At 37.8% G+C, this 15,011-nt stretch carries 15 protein-coding genes; 12 read left to right on the top strand and 3 right to left on the bottom strand.

Features of this window, described 5'->3' with window-relative positions; genetic code table 11:
• Positions 1–72 precede the first annotated feature (72 nt).
• The 11 genes from rpmI to B6A32_RS12050 all read left to right on the top strand — a co-directional run bounded on the left by rpmI (position 73) and on the right by B6A32_RS12050 (position 10,761).
• Positions 73–267 (top strand): 50S ribosomal protein L35, encoded by a 195-nt coding sequence (gene rpmI, locus B6A32_RS12100; RefSeq protein ID WP_077342442.1) that lies wholly within the window; start codon positions 73–75, stop codon positions 265–267.
• Between the two features lie 15 nt (positions 268–282).
• Positions 283–639, top strand: a complete 357-nt coding sequence (rplT, locus tag B6A32_RS12095) for a 50S ribosomal protein L20 (protein WP_077284679.1) — start codon at positions 283–285, stop codon at positions 637–639.
• A gap of 193 nt (positions 640–832) precedes the next feature.
• Complete coding sequence (locus tag B6A32_RS12090; protein WP_085304389.1) at positions 833–1,936, top strand: phosphoribosylaminoimidazolesuccinocarboxamide synthase; 1,104 nt, start codon at positions 833–835, stop codon at positions 1,934–1,936.
• Positions 1,937–2,162: 226 nt separating this feature from the next.
• Positions 2,163–2,489, top strand: a complete 327-nt coding sequence (locus tag B6A32_RS12085) for a PilZ domain-containing protein (protein ID WP_085304387.1) — start codon at positions 2,163–2,165, stop codon at positions 2,487–2,489.
• A gap of 64 nt (positions 2,490–2,553) precedes the next feature.
• Complete coding sequence (locus tag B6A32_RS12080; protein ID WP_085304383.1) at positions 2,554–2,982, top strand: GYF domain-containing protein; 429 nt, start codon at positions 2,554–2,556, stop codon at positions 2,980–2,982.
• A gap of 69 nt (positions 2,983–3,051) precedes the next feature.
• Positions 3,052–4,317: a GYF domain-containing protein gene (locus B6A32_RS12075; protein WP_085304381.1), complete on the top strand. Its 1,266-nt coding sequence runs from the start codon at positions 3,052–3,054 to the stop codon at positions 4,315–4,317.
• Positions 4,318–4,980: 663 nt separating this feature from the next.
• Positions 4,981–5,319 carry a P-II family nitrogen regulator gene (locus B6A32_RS12070; RefSeq protein WP_085304380.1) on the top strand — a complete coding sequence of 113 codons (339 nt, stop codon included), beginning with the start codon at positions 4,981–4,983 and terminating at the stop codon, positions 5,317–5,319.
• A gap of 82 nt (positions 5,320–5,401) precedes the next feature.
• Positions 5,402–6,694: an ammonium transporter gene (locus B6A32_RS12065; protein ID WP_085304379.1), complete on the top strand. Its 1,293-nt coding sequence runs from the start codon at positions 5,402–5,404 to the stop codon at positions 6,692–6,694.
• Between the two features lie 365 nt (positions 6,695–7,059).
• Positions 7,060–8,040, top strand: coding sequence for a phenylalanine--tRNA ligase subunit alpha (gene pheS / locus B6A32_RS12060; protein ID WP_085304378.1), 981 nt, complete (start codon positions 7,060–7,062; stop codon positions 8,038–8,040).
• Between the two features lie 12 nt (positions 8,041–8,052).
• The gene (gene pheT / locus B6A32_RS12055; protein ID WP_085304377.1) at positions 8,053–10,464 is read left to right on the top strand and encodes a phenylalanine--tRNA ligase subunit beta; all 2,412 of its coding nucleotides are present in this window, start codon (positions 8,053–8,055) and stop codon (positions 10,462–10,464) included.
• Positions 10,465–10,467: 3 nt separating this feature from the next.
• Positions 10,468–10,761, top strand: coding sequence for an integration host factor subunit alpha (locus B6A32_RS12050; RefSeq protein ID WP_085304376.1), 294 nt, complete (start codon positions 10,468–10,470; stop codon positions 10,759–10,761).
• Positions 10,762–10,843: 82 nt separating this feature from the next.
• Here B6A32_RS12050 and B6A32_RS12045 read toward each other — a convergent pair whose 3' ends face one another.
• Both B6A32_RS12045 and B6A32_RS12040 read right to left on the bottom strand, forming a co-directional pair.
• Positions 10,844–11,992, bottom strand: coding sequence for an MFS transporter (locus tag B6A32_RS12045; RefSeq protein WP_085304375.1), 1,149 nt, complete (start codon positions 11,990–11,992; stop codon positions 10,844–10,846).
• A gap of 33 nt (positions 11,993–12,025) precedes the next feature.
• A complete protein-coding gene (locus B6A32_RS12040; protein ID WP_085304374.1) occupies positions 12,026–13,198 on the bottom strand; it encodes an MFS transporter in 1,173 nt (390 codons plus the stop codon).
• 162 nt (positions 13,199–13,360) lie between these two features.
• Between B6A32_RS12040 and B6A32_RS12035 the strand changes: the two genes are divergently transcribed.
• Entirely contained in the window at positions 13,361–14,272 is a 912-nt protein-coding gene (locus B6A32_RS12035) for a LysR family transcriptional regulator (protein ID WP_085304373.1), read from the top strand.
• Positions 14,273–14,353: 81 nt separating this feature from the next.
• Here the strand turns inward: B6A32_RS12035 and B6A32_RS12030 are convergent, their stop codons facing one another.
• Positions 14,354–14,872, bottom strand: a complete 519-nt coding sequence (locus B6A32_RS12030) for a DUF2937 family protein (protein ID WP_085304372.1) — start codon at positions 14,870–14,872, stop codon at positions 14,354–14,356.
• Positions 14,873–15,011 lie beyond the last annotated feature (139 nt).

Raw genomic sequence — 15,011 nt, 5'->3', positions numbered from 1 at the left:
TAACTACTAAGCGCTGAGAAATTCTCGCCCTCGTTTACTTTATATTTGGCATAACAATGCGGAGTTATTAACATGCCTAAAATGAAAACCAATAAAGGTGCTGCAAAGCGCTTTAAACAGACAGCCACAGGCTATAAATTTAAACAAGCCGGTCTTCGTCATATTTTGACTAAACGCCGTACTAAAGTTAAGCGTCATCTTCGTGCTAAATGCATGATCGCCGCATCTGACATTAAGTCAGTTAAAAAACTTTTACGTCACGGTTAATAGGAGAAATAGAAAATGGCAAGAGTAAAACGTGGTGTACAAGCACGTGCACGTCACAAAAAGGTTCTAAAGCAAGCTAAAGGTTACTACGGTGCCCGTAGTCGCGTTTATCGCGTTGCTTTCCAAGCTGTAACTAAAGCTGGCCAATACGCATACCGTGACCGTCGTCAACGTAAGCGTCAATTCCGTCAACTTTGGATTGCTCGTATAAACGCAGCAGCTCGTCAAAATGGTTTATCTTACAGCCGTTTCATTAATGGTCTTAAAAAGGCTTCTATTGAAATCGATCGTAAGATCCTAGCTGACATCGCAGTATACGATAAAGCAGCTTTCACATTCTTAGTTGAAAAAGCGCAAGCTTCTTTAGCATAAGTTTGAGATATTAGCTCGATAAAAAAAGGACGCCTCTGGCGTCCTTTTCTTTTTTTTAAATGTTAAGAAACTGACTACTAAGTCAGGAAATATTGTTGCTATGGCATGAGCGATTAATTAAGCGGGTTACTCACTTGAACATCAACCTGTTTAGTTAAACGTTTATTTAACTATAGGAAGTAAAGGTCTTATTATGAGTCTTGCTGATCAAATTTTAGCGGTAAACAACGATTTGCCTATCCGCACTGGTGCTGCTGTTCATAGTGGCAAAGTACGTTCTGTATATTGGTTAACTGAAGATGACAGCCGTCGTTTAATTGAAGAAAAAAACTACGATGTTGCACTTGATACACCGCTAGCGATTATGGTGATCAGCGATCGTATTTCTGCTTTTGATTGTATTTGGCACGGTGAAGGTGGCATGAAAGGCGTTCCGGGCAAAGGTGCGGCACTTAATGCTATTTCTAATCATTGGTTTAAACTATTTAAAAAGCAAGGTTTAGCTGACAGCCATATTCTCGATATTCCTCATCCTTTTGTTTGGATCGTACAAAAAGCTAAGCCTGTAATGATAGAAGCTATTTGTCGTCAATATATTACCGGCTCAATGTGGCGCTCTTATGCAAAAGGCGAGCGTGAGTTTTGTGGTATCGAGCTAAACGATGGGCTTGAAAAAGACAGTAAGTTACCAACACTGCTACAAACTCCGTCTACAAAAGGCATTTTGCAAGGTATTCCAGGCGTTCCAGCGGTTGACGATGTTAACATTACGCGTAAAAACATTGAAGATAACTTTGCGGCTTTTAACTTCAAGTCACCCGAAGATATAGCTTTATATGAAAAGTTATTAACAGAGGGCTTTGATGTTATCTCTGATGCATTAGCTAACATTGATCAAATTTTTGTCGATACCAAATTTGAATTTGGCTATGTTAAAGACCGTAACGGTAATGACAAACTAATTTATATGGATGAAGTAGGCACGCCTGATTCATCACGCATTTGGGATGGCGAGCAATATCGTGCGGGTAAAATTGTTGAAAACTCTAAAGAAGGCTTCCGCCAATTACTTCTTAGCCACTTTCCAGACCCTGATATTCTTTTGAATAAAGACCGAATGACAGAGCGTGAAGCGCTTGCTCGCGATAACGAACTACCTGCTGAAGTGTTAATGTCTCTATCGGCAACTTATCTTGCCATTGCAGAGAAAGTCATTGGTGAAAAAATTGTTTTATCGCAAAATCCGAAACAAGAAATTATTGATATTTTACGAGATAAATATCAACTGATCGATTAGGCTTGAGTGTTAATTAATCGTGATACCAATATACTAAAACAGCCTCGTAACAGCGGGGCTTTTTTATCAGTAAATTTTGATGATAATATCTTGTACATGTTATTTAATTAAGTTTTAAGGAACTTGACACTGATTCACAAGGGTAGTTAAATGATGTGCATTAATAAAATAATAATTACAGTTTTTAGCTAAATTAATACAGTGGTAAGAGGGAAGTCGATAAACAATGGAAAGTATTTTATTAGAATATCATGATAACGCAGATCTTTATGATTCTTATATGCCTTTTTTCAAACATGGTGGTTTGTTTTTTCGTACTGATGATGAGTATGATTTAGGCACACCGATCAACCTTTACGTTAGTCTACCTGATTCACTAGAGTCAATTTGTGTTAAAGCTCAAGTAGGGTGGGTAACTCCTCAAAATTCTCAAAATGGTAATGATGCGGGTGTTGGAGTCGCTTTCGTGGAAGATCACGAAAATCTAAGCCAGCAAATACAAAATGCCATTCAACTTTTTATGAATATGGATAAACCTACCTTATCAATGTAGTAACACTTGGCTATTTTTTGTGATTGATTAATGAGTTAAACAATAATAATAAAAGGTAATAATAATGAATAAATGGTTTCTACTCGATAATGGGAAAATTAAAGGTCCTTTTGATTTAACTGAAGCACAAGCATTGGTGGCAAATAATCCATATCTATATGCATGGCAGCCGTTATATTCGCACTGGACACCAGTCAATCAAATTAGCCATTTTAATGTTGCTGCAGATATTCCTTCTCCTCCACTCGATATTCCTGAAGAGTTAAGGTTAGCTTTTGTTGAAGAAGAGCGTCAATTGGTGACTCAGTTAGATAAACTAGACTCGGAACTTACGCCAATTAGTGATGATATTGCTGAGGTAACGGGAGAAATAAATCGTTATCTAGAGTTAACCCAGAGCTTAAATAGTGAAGTAAGTTCGGTTATTGCTAATATTGAACAGCAATTTGCTGCGCTACAACAAAACCTGGCGATTAAAACTAAATTAAATTAAATTAAATGTAATACGTACGTTTATATTTTTATTCGTTAAATGTAATTTCAATAAAAAGAAGAATAAATAATGAATACATGGATTTTTTCAAAAAATGGTCAAGTAACTGAACCTCTAGCAATAGCCGAAGCAAAAAAATATGTTGTAGAAAATCAAGATGCTTATGCTTGGCAGGCTAGTTACACACAATGGTTACCCGTTCATAGTATAAGTGAATTTCAGGCATTATTACCCGAGCCTGAAAACAGCGCCCAAATACCTCAAGTCATTATTGATGAGTTTTTTTCGAAAGAACAAACGTTGAATCAATACTTTGATGAAATGAATCAAAAACTTGCTGATAGTGAAGCTAATGCCTCACTCTTTGCACAAGAGATTGAAAATTATAAAAAACTAACGGCGTCATTAAGTCCTGAAATGAAGGGCAATATTAATGATGTTGAACAGCAATATTTAGCTTTGGAAGCAAAATTAAATAATCTTAAGCAGGTAGTTAATTTATCTCAAACAAAGCTAGACACAGTAGTAAATGAATTTAATGAAAAGGTGTCGACTAAGTCAGTAAAAAGCACTGTTGTGCCACAGCAAGCTCAAAAAACGAAAACTAATGCATCGTCAATTCAATTAGTATCAAAAGACACTGTTAAAGCTGAAACCGAAAAAAATGCAAAGCCTGAGCAAAAATCTGAAACCGTAAAAAATACAAAGCCTGAACAAAAAGCTGAATCAACTAAAGTTACAAAGGTTGAGCAACCTACAGAAGCTGAAAAAAACGCAAAGGCTGAAGACACTGCAGAGCAAAAAGATAATAGCAAAGTAGCGCCTGAAGTGAAAAAAGTACCAACGGCTAAGGTTATTAGTACTCGTGCACCTAAACGCGTTGATATTAAAAAGGTTAATACGCGCCCAAGTGACTCAAACAATAACAATAATACATCTACAGAAGAAGCTGGCGTTACAAAAAAGCAAGCAAGTGAACAAGTAGAAGCCGTAAAAGCATCTAATGATAAAGCTAAGCCTGTGGCAGTAAAAGAACCTTCCGTTGAAGCTCAGGTTGAGGGTAAAGAGAAAACAGCTAATGTAGCCAACCCTAGTAATCTGGCGACAGAAGAAAACGATGATAAGAACCCCAATCTACAGTCTAAACTTGAGTCTGGTGTGAAAAATATCTTCAAATCTGTTTTTACTAAAGAAGAACCTGTAACTTCCAAGAATATTTTTACTGATATCATAGAAAAAGATAACAAAAATGAGGATGTTAAACAGCCAGCCACTGAAGCTGTTAGCGCTGAAGATGAGGCCTTAAAAGCACCACGTAGAAGACGACGAAGATAAAAAGTTAATTTGCATTGTATGCAAAGTAGACGAAAACCTAGCGGATAAACCCTAAGTAAGTTAATACACTTGTATTGAAAATAGCCTCGCATTAGCGGGGCTTTTTTATATAACCTGAACTCTGGGTAATGAGTGCTTGATACTCAAGTGAATCAAAAGTTTAGGTGCTAAAGTAAATGCTATAGCAAAGTGAACATCACGAATAGACTCCATCAATGCTTCATTTATGTCATTGCCCAAGAAAAATGTTTATGGATAGCGCGCTATTTATCGACGTTTTAACGCAGGCAATGGGTTAAAAGGGAGCATTGAGCAAGTGCTGCTTATTCAGCGTTTAGGTTAGATATGGTTTATAGGGCTTTAGAACTTTATGACAATAGGCTTATTTATCCGCATACATTCCTAGCCCACATAACTAGCCGACATAACTAGCTTAGCATTTACATTGTTGCCCCATTCAGTAGCAAGACGGCTTTTTCGCACCAATATAGCGCCTTTCTGTTTTTAGTTTGCACCATACTGGTTCGTTGTTCTTTATTCAAATCAAGTGGATTCTCCTTAAGTTGTTATTATAGTTATACTTTTTAAGTTGGGCATAAATGGTGCTTAGTGTTAGGAAATAATAAGAAATAAATTAACTATGAATGCACTAAAGGTGATCGAATGAAACTAATAACCGCAATTATTAAGCCCTTCAAAATGGACGATGTCCGTGAAGCTCTAAACGAAATTGGTTTAGATGGTATGACAGTAACAGAAGTCAAAGGCTTTGGTCGTCAAAAGGGCCACACTGAGCTTTATCGTGGCGCTGAATACTCAGTAGATTTTCTACCAAAAATTAAATTTGAAATTGCAGTTAAAGACGATTTTGCTGAGCGTGTTATTGACACTATTGTTAGCTCGGCTCAAACCGGAAAAATTGGTGATGGTAAAATTTTTGTCACCAATATTGAGAATATTACCCGTATTCGAACCGGAGAAGTAGACGACGACGCTATTTAATACTAGCTAGTTCATGTAGAAGTAATAACAAACTCGACTAAAGAGTACATATAGCAAATAGATTTAAATAGTGGATGTAAAAATGAATAAAATATTAATCACACTTATCGCCTTACTGGTTTCTTTACCTAGCTATGCGCAAGAGGCAACACTTAACAGTTCGAATACCGCATGGGTATTAACTTCAACCGCATTAGTTTTATTGATGACCTTACCAGGCTTAGCGCTTTTTTATGGCGGTTTAGTTCGTCGTAAAAATATACTCTCAATTTTAATGCAGTGTTTTGCCATTGCAGGTGTTTCATCAATATTATGGTTTATTGTTGGCTACAGTTTAGCTTTTGGCGAAGGTAATGCCTGGATAGGCGACTTTAGTAAAGTGCTAATGGTTGGCATGACCAAAGAGACACTAGCAGGGGATATTCCAGAAAGTTTGTTTATGCTTTTTCAAATGACCTTTGCGGTAATAACACCTGCGCTTATTGTCGGTGCTTATGCAGAGCGAATGAAGTTCTCAGCGGTATTATTGTTTTCGGGGTTATGGCTTTTAATTGTGTATGCACCGATTACCCATTGGGTTTGGGGCGGCGGATGGCTTGCACAAATGGGCGTTTATGATTTTGCTGGTGGTATTGTGGTACATATTACTGCTGGTGTTGCAGCACTTGTTGCCGCAGTAGTGCTTGGTCCTCGTCACGGCTTTCCAAAAACACCTATGTTACCGCATAACTTAACGATGACAGTGACTGGCGCAGGTATGTTATGGGTTGGTTGGTTTGGGTTTAATGGTGGTAGTGCTTTAGCAGCTAATGGAGATGCTGCGATGGCAATGCTAGTTACTCATCTTTCTGCCTCTGCTGGTGCCTTAACTTGGGCTGCAATTGAATGGAGAAAATTTGGTAAAGCAAGTGTACTTGGCGCGGTAACTGGTATGGTTGCTGGCTTAGGTACTATTACGCCAGCGTCAGGTTTTGTTGGCCCTGGTGGCGCGTTAATTATTGGTATTTCTGCGGGTATTATTTGTTTTTACTCAACAGTTTATATTAAACAGAAGCTTAAAATTGACGACTCTTTAGATGTGTTTCCCGTTCATGGTATAGGTGGCATATTAGGCACTTTACTGGCCGGTGTATTTGCTTCTACAGAACTGGGTGCGTTTAGTGGCTTTGGTTACGCTGAGGGTATTACAACTATGCTTGGGCAAGTAACCGTACAGTTAATTGGCATAGGTTCTACAATTGTTTATACCGCTGTTGTATCTTACATTCTCTTTAAATTAGTCGCATTAATGACTAAAGGGTTAAGGGTTTCAAAAGAGCAAGAAACTACTGGCTTAGATTTAACAGAGCATGATGAAGTTGGCTATAACATGTAATAGAGATTACTAGCGATATTCATAATCTTGAAAATAAACAAGATTAAAACAAAAAATGGCTTCAGAATTTGAAGCCATTTTTTTATCTGGAATAACACGATTAAATATTTATTGTAGTGTTTAATCACTAATTATAGGTTAGTAATTTAATAATTTATTATCTCAATGGCGTTTAATTAGTAATTAGCGGTGATATTTCTTGAAAAACGTATATTTACTCTACTCTAACGTTAATTTTTTGTGTAAAATCGTTCACCATTTTATTAATCGAAAAAGTCTAGCTAAAGGCCAAATTAGGCCGATGTTAATGCCCTATATTTTTGTACTAAAACTATGGGCGCTTTGAACACGCTTTAGAGGAACTCATGAATTTAGACGATATTATATTGCAGGCAGAACAAGCAATTGCAGCGGCGACTGATCCTGCAGAACTTGACCAAGTTCGCGTTAATTTCTTAGGCAAAAAAGGTTTGTTCACTGAGCAAATGAAAGGCCTAAGCAAGTTACCAAAAGAAGAAAAGCCCAAAGCGGGTCAAGTGATTAACATCGCTAAACAGCAAGTGCAAAAATTGTTGACTGAACGTGGTGAATTATTACGTGCCGCTGTTATCAAGCAACAACTTGCTGCTGAATCTATCGATGTAACATTGCCTGGTCGTGGCGATGAGTTAGGTGGATTACACCCTGTTACGCGTACCATTGAAAGAATTGAAAGCTTTTTCGGTGATTTAGGTTTCTCTGTTAAACAAGGCCCAGAAGTTGAAGACGACTTTCATAACTTCGATGCTTTAAATATCCCTGAACATCATCCTGCTCGTCAAGATCATGATACGTTCTACTTTAACCCTAAGTTAGTGCTTCGTACGCAAACGTCTGGTGTACAAATACGTACCATGGAAAAAGAACAGCCACCTTTGCGTATTATTTCTCCGGGTAAAGTGTATCGTAACGATTATGACCAAACACATACGCCAATGTTCCATCAAGTAGAAGGCTTAATGGTGGATAAAGACGTAAGTTTTACGCATTTAAAAGGTGTGTTGCATGACTTTTTACATCACTTTTTTGAAGAAGAAGTAGAAATTCGCTTCCGCCCATCATATTTCCCATTTACTGAACCTTCTGCTGAGGTCGATATTATGGGCAAAAATGGCAAATGGTTAGAAGTATTAGGCTGTGGCATGGTGCATCCAAATGTACTGCGCAGCGTTGGTATTGACCCTGAAGTTTATACCGGCTTTGCTTTCGGTATGGGGGTTGAGCGATTAACCATGTTACGTTACGGCGTAAATGACTTACGCTCATTCTTTGAAAATGATCTTCGCTTCTTAAAACAGTTCAAGTAGGAAAGCCATATAATGAAATTTAGTGAATCTTGGTTACGTGAGTGGGTTAATCCTGCTATATCTTCAGATGAATTAGCACATCAAATTACTATGGCTGGTCTAGAAGTTGACGCCGTAGAACCTGTAGCGGGTGAATTTAGCGGTGTGTTAATTGGTGAAGTGGTTGAATGTGGCCCTCATCCAGACGCAGACAAATTACAAGTAACAAAAATTAATTTAGGTCCAGACTTTAATGACGGTGAGTTAGTCGATATTGTTTGTGGCGCTAAAAATTGTCGTTTAGGTTTAAAAGTAGCCGTTGCCACTGTTGGTGCTGTATTACCGGGCGATTTTAAAATTAAAAAAGCAAAGCTTCGCGGTGTACCATCACACGGTATGTTGTGTAGTGAATCTGAGATTGGTTTAGCCGACAGCGCTGACGGTATCATGGAATTAGCCAGCGATGCGCCTATTGGTCAATGTGTTCGTGAATACCTTGATCTTAACGATGTAACGATTGATGTGGACTTAACTGCTAACCGTGGCGATTGCTTAGGCCTTAAAGGTTTGGCTCGTGAAGTGGGTGTATTAAATAGCTTAAGTGTAACTGAGCCTGAAATAGCAACAGTATCTCCAACAATTGATGATACGCTTGATATCACATTATCCGCTGAATCTGCTTGTCCACGCTATTTAGGTCGTGTGATTAAAAACATTAATGTTAATGCCCAAACACCTTTATGGATGGTTGAGAAGCTACGTCGTTGTGGTACACGTTCAATTGATCCTGTGGTTGATGTAACTAACTTTGTATTGCTTGAACAAGGCCACCCAATGCATGCTTTTGACTTGGCAGCAATAGAAGGTGGCATTAACGTACGTTACGCTAATGAAGCAGAAAAACTAACCTTGTTAGATGGTAATGAAGTTACATTATCAACACAAACGTTGGTGATAGCTGATAACGCAAAAGCATTAGCGATGGCGGGTATTTTTGGTGGTTTAGCATCAGGTGTTACTAACGAATCAAAAGATATTTTCTTAGAAAGTGCGTTTTTTGCACCTTTAGCTATCTTAGGTAAGGCACGTCAATATGGTTTACATACTGATGCATCGCACCGTTATGAACGTGGTATTGATCCACAACTTCAACATGATGCTATGGAACGTGCAACACAATTACTGCTTGAAATTGTCGGTGGTGAAGCCGGACCTATCGTTGAAGCCGTTTCAAAAGATAATATTCCAGCTGAAAAAACTGTAACACTGCGCAGAGCAAAGTTAGATGCTCGTATTGGCCACCATATTAAAGATGCTACTGTTAGCGATATATTAACGCGTTTAGGCTTTAACGTTACTGAAAACGGAACAGAGCAAGACAAAGTGTGGACTGTTGTTGTACCAGCATACCGTTTTGATATCAGTATTGAAGTTGACTTAATTGAAGAAGTTGCTCGCATATTTGGTTACAACAATATTCCCAATGTTTCACCAAAAGCAACGTTAGCGATGCGTGAGCAAAAAGAAGCACAGTTGCCACTGAGTAAACTACGTAACGTTTTAGTTAATCGTGGCTACCAAGAAGCAATAACTTATAGTTTTGTTGATCCGAAAGTACAGGCGCAATTACACCCTGGACAAGAGACCATGACTTTACCGCATCCTATTTCTTCTGAAATGTCAGAAATGCGTGTAAGTTTATGGACCGGATTATTACAATCGGTTGCCTATAATCAAAATCGTCAACAAGCACGTGTACGTTTATTTGAAGCAGGTTTACGTTTTATCCCAGATAACAGTGTAGAAAATGGTGTTCGTCAAGAAAACATGATTGCAGGTGTTCTAAGCGGTCAACGCAGTGAAGAACATTGGGATATTGAAAAAGCTGCTTCAGACTTTTACGACATTAAATCTGATGTGCAAGCATTGCTAGGATTAACAAATAACGAAAGTGAATTTGTTTTTTCTAAGGCTGAAATTGACGCTTTACACCCAGGACAAACAGCTGCTATTCATAAAAATGGTGTACTGGTTGGTCATGTTGGTGCCTTACATCCTGAATTAGAACGAAAATTAGGCCTTAATGGACGCACATTAGTTTTTGAACTTTTATTGAGCGAAGTTTGTACACAAAATATCCCTCAAGCACGCGACATATCTCGCTTTCCGGCCAACAGACGTGACATCGCTGTAGTGGTAGAAGAGCAAGTTAGTGCAAATAAAGTACTACAACTTATTGAAAAGGTTGGCGGAAATTATTTAGTTGATCTAAACTTGTTCGATGTATACCAAGGTAATGGTATAGAATCTGGTTTTAAGAGCTTAGCAATAGCAATGACATTGCAAGATAATAATAAAACCTTAGAAGAAAAGGATATCACTGACGTAGTTGACCGAGTGGTTGATACCTTAAAAACTGAACTAAATGCATCTCTGAGGGATTAAATAATGGCGCTAACAAAAGCAGAAGTAGCAGAACATTTATTTGAAAAAGTCGGGCTAAGTAAGCGTGACGCAAAAGATATGGTTGAAGTGTTTTTTGAAGAAATTCGCGAAACCTTAGAATCAGGCGAGCAAGTTAAATTGTCTGGTTTTGGTAATTTCGACCTACGTGTTAAAAGTGAACGTCCTGGTCGTAACCCTAAAACAGGTGAAGACATTCCAATTTCAGCGCGTAAAGTAGTAACTTTTCGACCTGGCCAAAAACTTAAAAGTCGCGTAGAAGACGGTAATAGCGAATAAGCAAGTCAGTTTTGTAGTTAGTACAGTATTAAAAAAGGTTGCTTAGGCAACCTTTTTTATTGGCAAAAAATCAATACTTTAGTTATTGGCGTTGTTTTTGTTGAAAGCCGATCAATGAAGCAGATAATGTCATAACAACCAGCAAACAAAATATTACCCCACTAATAAACACGTTTGTTATACCGCCAGGTATGTACTCAACAAAAGATGTTAAGAACTGGCCAGAAAATATAGCCATCGTGAAAAAGGATAAATTACGCCCTCTAACTTTTATATCGCTAAGTTCAACAGTCATATGGTTTAATAGTGGAACACTTAAGCCAAACCCAATACCGCTAAAAACAGCACCAATAACCAATAAAGCTGCTCCTTGTTGTAAGAAACAAAAGAACGAAGCACTGTAGGCAATAAAAGCTAATACTAAAACTTTTTTCTCTCTGAATATTCTGGTCAGTTTGGGCATAAAGTTGGCGGTTACAACTGCGATTAGCGATATAAACGCAAGTAAAAACCCGACTTGTTCTTCATTGTAATTTTTTTCATGCATACTAATAGGAAGTAAAATAATACTGGTAAAAAAGGCAATCATACTCAGAACAGCAATAGCATAAATACTGTTTAGAGATAGCGTTTTATTGTCGAGAATAGCTTGTTTAGGAGCATTGGTTTGTAGTTCGTTGGGGTGACGCTTAGGGATAAAAAGCAACAACATAACGAGAAATATCCATGAAACTAAATAAAGTGACAAAGGCAATGCCCAATGCCAAGAAGCAAATAAGCCACCTAAAGATAAAAATATTACCCCACCTAATTCTATCGCCATTCCTTGTTTAGCTATCATATCTAATCGCGCTTTAGCGAAGTACCATTGCGAAATAAGTACAGTGCTACCTGCCATAACTAAGGCAGTTACACCACCGAGTAGAACTCGGTTCGTAAAAACCAGCATTGGACCGTATAACCAGTAAACACTTACCCCTAAAAAACCATAGAGAAATAGTCCAGCAATTACCGATTTATAGGCACCATAACGATCAATTAGCTTACCAGCTATTGGGGCAAAAATAATCGCACCTAAAGCGGGTAATGTTACTAATAATATTGCGTTATCAGATACACCTAATGCGCTTGAAATTTTGATTAAACCAGGTGCAACCAGTGCACCAACCATGATTGTTAAGCAGGAAATACACAATAATGTATAACTACCGATTATTTTTAACTGATGCATAAAAGCTCCAAAGTAAGGGCAATAGAAAAGTGATTATTTTTTAGCGAATGAGTTGAAAGTAGTGCTCAATAAAATGAAAAAAATACTGATAATGACAACGCCTGGCCATTGGTAAAGCGAAAAAGCTTTAATACCAGCAATTGAACCTAATGCACCACCGGTGTAATAACCCAGCATATAAATACCGTTTATTCGGCTTTGTGCGTTTGCATCAATACTAAAAACTCGAACTTGATTAGCAACTTGTGCACTAAAAATAGCGAAGTCGATAAAAATAATGCCAATAATTAGCGCTAAAAGGTTACCGGAAAAAAGCCCCGTTATTGAAAACCCAGTAGCCGCTAATCCAAGCACAATTAAAATTAACGTTTTAGCGCCCAATTTATTAACCCACTTGCCAGAAGCTTTAGCGCCAATTACACCAGCTAAAGCAATTACACCAAAGAGTCCTGCTTGCTGTGCGTTATAATTGAACGGAGCTTGGCTGACATAGATTGCAAGTGTTGCCCAAAGCGCGTTAAACGCAGCAAACCAACATGCCCCCGATAATGTGAATGTTTGTAATGATTTATGTTGGGTAAATAAATTAAGCGTGCTTTTTAGTAGCGGCCAATAACGTAGACGACTTTGCGGTTTGTTATTGGGTAAAAATAGCTGCAATAAAATACCGAATATGGCTGCTAACACTGCCGACATGATAAAAACACTGCGCCAACCATAGTGCTCTCCCACAAATCCACTTAACGTTCTTGAAAGAAGAATGCCCAGGGTTAATCCCATCATTAATGTACCAAGAGTTGTTGCTTTGTTTTCTTGCGATACCAGTGAGGCAGCAAAAGGGATCAGCTGCTGGGTAATATTCGCGCTTACCCCGATCAGAAATACAGCGATTAATAAAAACGTTAAACTCGGTGCAACTACCGCTAAAGCGCAGGACATTACCAGTAAGCAAGATAAAACGCTGATTAAACGCCGGCGCGGGATAGCATCACCCAGCGGAGAAATAAAGAGAAGTGCAAAAGCGTATCCCAACTGAGTTAAGGCGGGAATACTGCCTAATTGTGAATCAGTTAAATAAAACTCTTGGGCAATTAATGGCAGAATAGGTTGGCTGTAATACAAGTTTGCTGCTGTTGCGGCAATAGTGGTTGCCATTAATAATAAAAGAAATTGATTTAAAGGTTGGCGCTGCGAAGGTGTGTGCATTTTTATCTCAAGGTAAAAAATAATGACACGATGATAGTTGGTTTTTATCTATATAAAAAATGTTAATATATTATAGAATCTATACTAAAAATGTATTCATGGTGTTTTTTTAAGCGCAATAATTCTAAGCAATATGACTCAAAATATAATTGGAATAAATCAATGGATATAAAAGTTTTAAAAAGCTTTATTAGCGTTGCTAAACATAAAAGTTTTTCAGAAGCAGCAAAGGAGCTTCATACAGTACAACCTGCTATAAGCCGACATATTTCGGCATTAGAAATAGAGCTTGGTGTGAGTTTATTTACCCGAAATTCACGCGATGTTGCTATTACTCAAGCGGGAGAGCAACTACTAAAAGATGCAAACTCAATTATAGCGTTAACAGCGCAGGCAAAAGTACAGGTTAAACGTGCACATAATGGACAAATAGGGAAACTTAATATTGCCTATTTAAGCTCAGCTTGTTTAACTTTTTTGTCTACATTGGTTCGTCGATATAAATCACAGTTTCCGCAGGTGCATGTAACGTTATTTGAAATGACAGTTACCGAGCAAATTGAAGCACTAAAAAGTGATCAAATCGATGTCGCATTTTCTCGGCCCTTACCTCAGTCAATAAGCGATGAGTTTATAAGTCATTGTATTTATACAGACAAGCTTGTTGCTATTGTGAATGCAAATCATAAACTTGCTAGTAAGCAAAGTGTAGATTTAACAGAGTTGAAGCATGAAGCCTTTATTATTTTTAATCGAAGTGAAGCGTTTGGGCTCTTTGATGAAACCATTAGGCTATGTAAAGAAGCTAACTTTTCACCCAATATAACCAGTCAGCCTCGGCATATGCAAACCTTAATAACAGAAGTGTCAGCAGGTTTAGGTGTAGCTATTGCACCTTACTGTGTACGTAAGCTGTATAGTGAAGACTGCCACTTTTTACCACTAAAAAACATCAATATGCCAATACCATTACAAATTCAATATAATAAAAATAATAACCGTGCAACCGTTTGCGCTTTTGTAGAGGTAGCGTTAAATGCTAAAGACGAAATTAGGCAAAGTATGGAAAATTAAGCACCTTGAGTAACTCGCATTATTGCCCTGAAAGAAATTAACAATATTTTTTGTGGGGTTTGTTTGACGTTTTATCGTGGGTTAGGGGGTTACAGCGTTAGTTTTTTTAAATGGGTATTTAACAAGCAATACCGTTAACTCTTTCAAAATTAATCCTCCAATGGCTAAAGTGGCACCCGTAGCTATAGCATTGAGTTCTAGCGGAATTGCCATGGAAAAGTTCTCGGCGGTCCCTGAAGCTATTTGCTTGTCTAAATGCCAAATAATTTGGTATACACTGTTGAGATAATCTGATTGAGATATTTGTGTTAAATGATTTGCTAAGTAGTCTACACGTAAAGATAAATGTTCAATTAACTCGCCCGTGCTGATAATAGAAGCTTCAGTGTTTTCTTTATAGCGTGCAATCATGGTAATTAAACTGCCTTCAAAGTGTTGCTGTGCTATCAGTTCAAATTGAGCCAATTGAGATTGAGCTTCGGCTAAGTGGCCACCGAGACGTTGCTGATATTGCTGCATAAACTCAGGCAGCTGCACACCTAAAATAAATGTAACCGTGAAAAAGCAACGATCAATAATATTGTTAAATACCGTCAACATAATGATAAGTTACCCGATGGAGAATATAGTGTTACGTTAGCACAATTAATGACAAAATTCAGCGCAAAAAAACTAAGTCAGTGTTAGGTTTTAAACTATTAATTGCCTAACAGTGATAATATAGCGTGACGTAAAATCG

Origin of the sequence: Colwellia polaris, from assembly GCF_002104515.1 — a bacterium.
GTDB classification, from domain to species: Bacteria; Pseudomonadota; Gammaproteobacteria; order Enterobacterales; family Alteromonadaceae; genus Cognaticolwellia; species Cognaticolwellia polaris.
The sequence above is the reverse complement of the archived record's forward strand: the minus strand, read 5'-3'. Positions and strand labels throughout refer to the sequence as shown.

What these genes read in the sequence shown, in the direction of transcription:
- rpmI (WP_077342442.1), top strand. Translation starts at nt 73, where the DNA reads ATGCCTAAAATGAAAACCAATAAAGGTGCTGCAAAGCGCTTTAAACAG.
- rplT (WP_077284679.1), top strand. Translation starts at nt 283, where the DNA reads ATGGCAAGAGTAAAACGTGGTGTACAAGCACGTGCACGTCACAAAAAG.
- B6A32_RS12090 (WP_085304389.1), top strand. Translation starts at nt 833, where the DNA reads ATGAGTCTTGCTGATCAAATTTTAGCGGTAAACAACGATTTGCCTATC.
- B6A32_RS12085 (WP_085304387.1), top strand. Translation starts at nt 2,163, where the DNA reads ATGGAAAGTATTTTATTAGAATATCATGATAACGCAGATCTTTATGAT.
- B6A32_RS12080 (WP_085304383.1), top strand. Translation starts at nt 2,554, where the DNA reads ATGAATAAATGGTTTCTACTCGATAATGGGAAAATTAAAGGTCCTTTT.
- B6A32_RS12075 (WP_085304381.1), top strand. Translation starts at nt 3,052, where the DNA reads ATGAATACATGGATTTTTTCAAAAAATGGTCAAGTAACTGAACCTCTA.
- B6A32_RS12070 (WP_085304380.1), top strand. Translation starts at nt 4,981, where the DNA reads ATGAAACTAATAACCGCAATTATTAAGCCCTTCAAAATGGACGATGTC.
- B6A32_RS12065 (WP_085304379.1), top strand. Translation starts at nt 5,402, where the DNA reads ATGAATAAAATATTAATCACACTTATCGCCTTACTGGTTTCTTTACCT.
- pheS (WP_085304378.1), top strand. Translation starts at nt 7,060, where the DNA reads ATGAATTTAGACGATATTATATTGCAGGCAGAACAAGCAATTGCAGCG.
- pheT (WP_085304377.1), top strand. Translation starts at nt 8,053, where the DNA reads ATGAAATTTAGTGAATCTTGGTTACGTGAGTGGGTTAATCCTGCTATA.
- B6A32_RS12050 (WP_085304376.1), top strand. Translation starts at nt 10,468, where the DNA reads ATGGCGCTAACAAAAGCAGAAGTAGCAGAACATTTATTTGAAAAAGTC.
- B6A32_RS12045 (WP_085304375.1), bottom strand. Translation starts at nt 11,992, where the DNA reads ATGCATCAGTTAAAAATAATCGGTAGTTATACATTATTGTGTATTTCC.
- B6A32_RS12040 (WP_085304374.1), bottom strand. Translation starts at nt 13,198, where the DNA reads ATGCACACACCTTCGCAGCGCCAACCTTTAAATCAATTTCTTTTATTA.
- B6A32_RS12035 (WP_085304373.1), top strand. Translation starts at nt 13,361, where the DNA reads ATGGATATAAAAGTTTTAAAAAGCTTTATTAGCGTTGCTAAACATAAA.
- B6A32_RS12030 (WP_085304372.1), bottom strand. Translation starts at nt 14,872, where the DNA reads ATGTTGACGGTATTTAACAATATTATTGATCGTTGCTTTTTCACGGTT.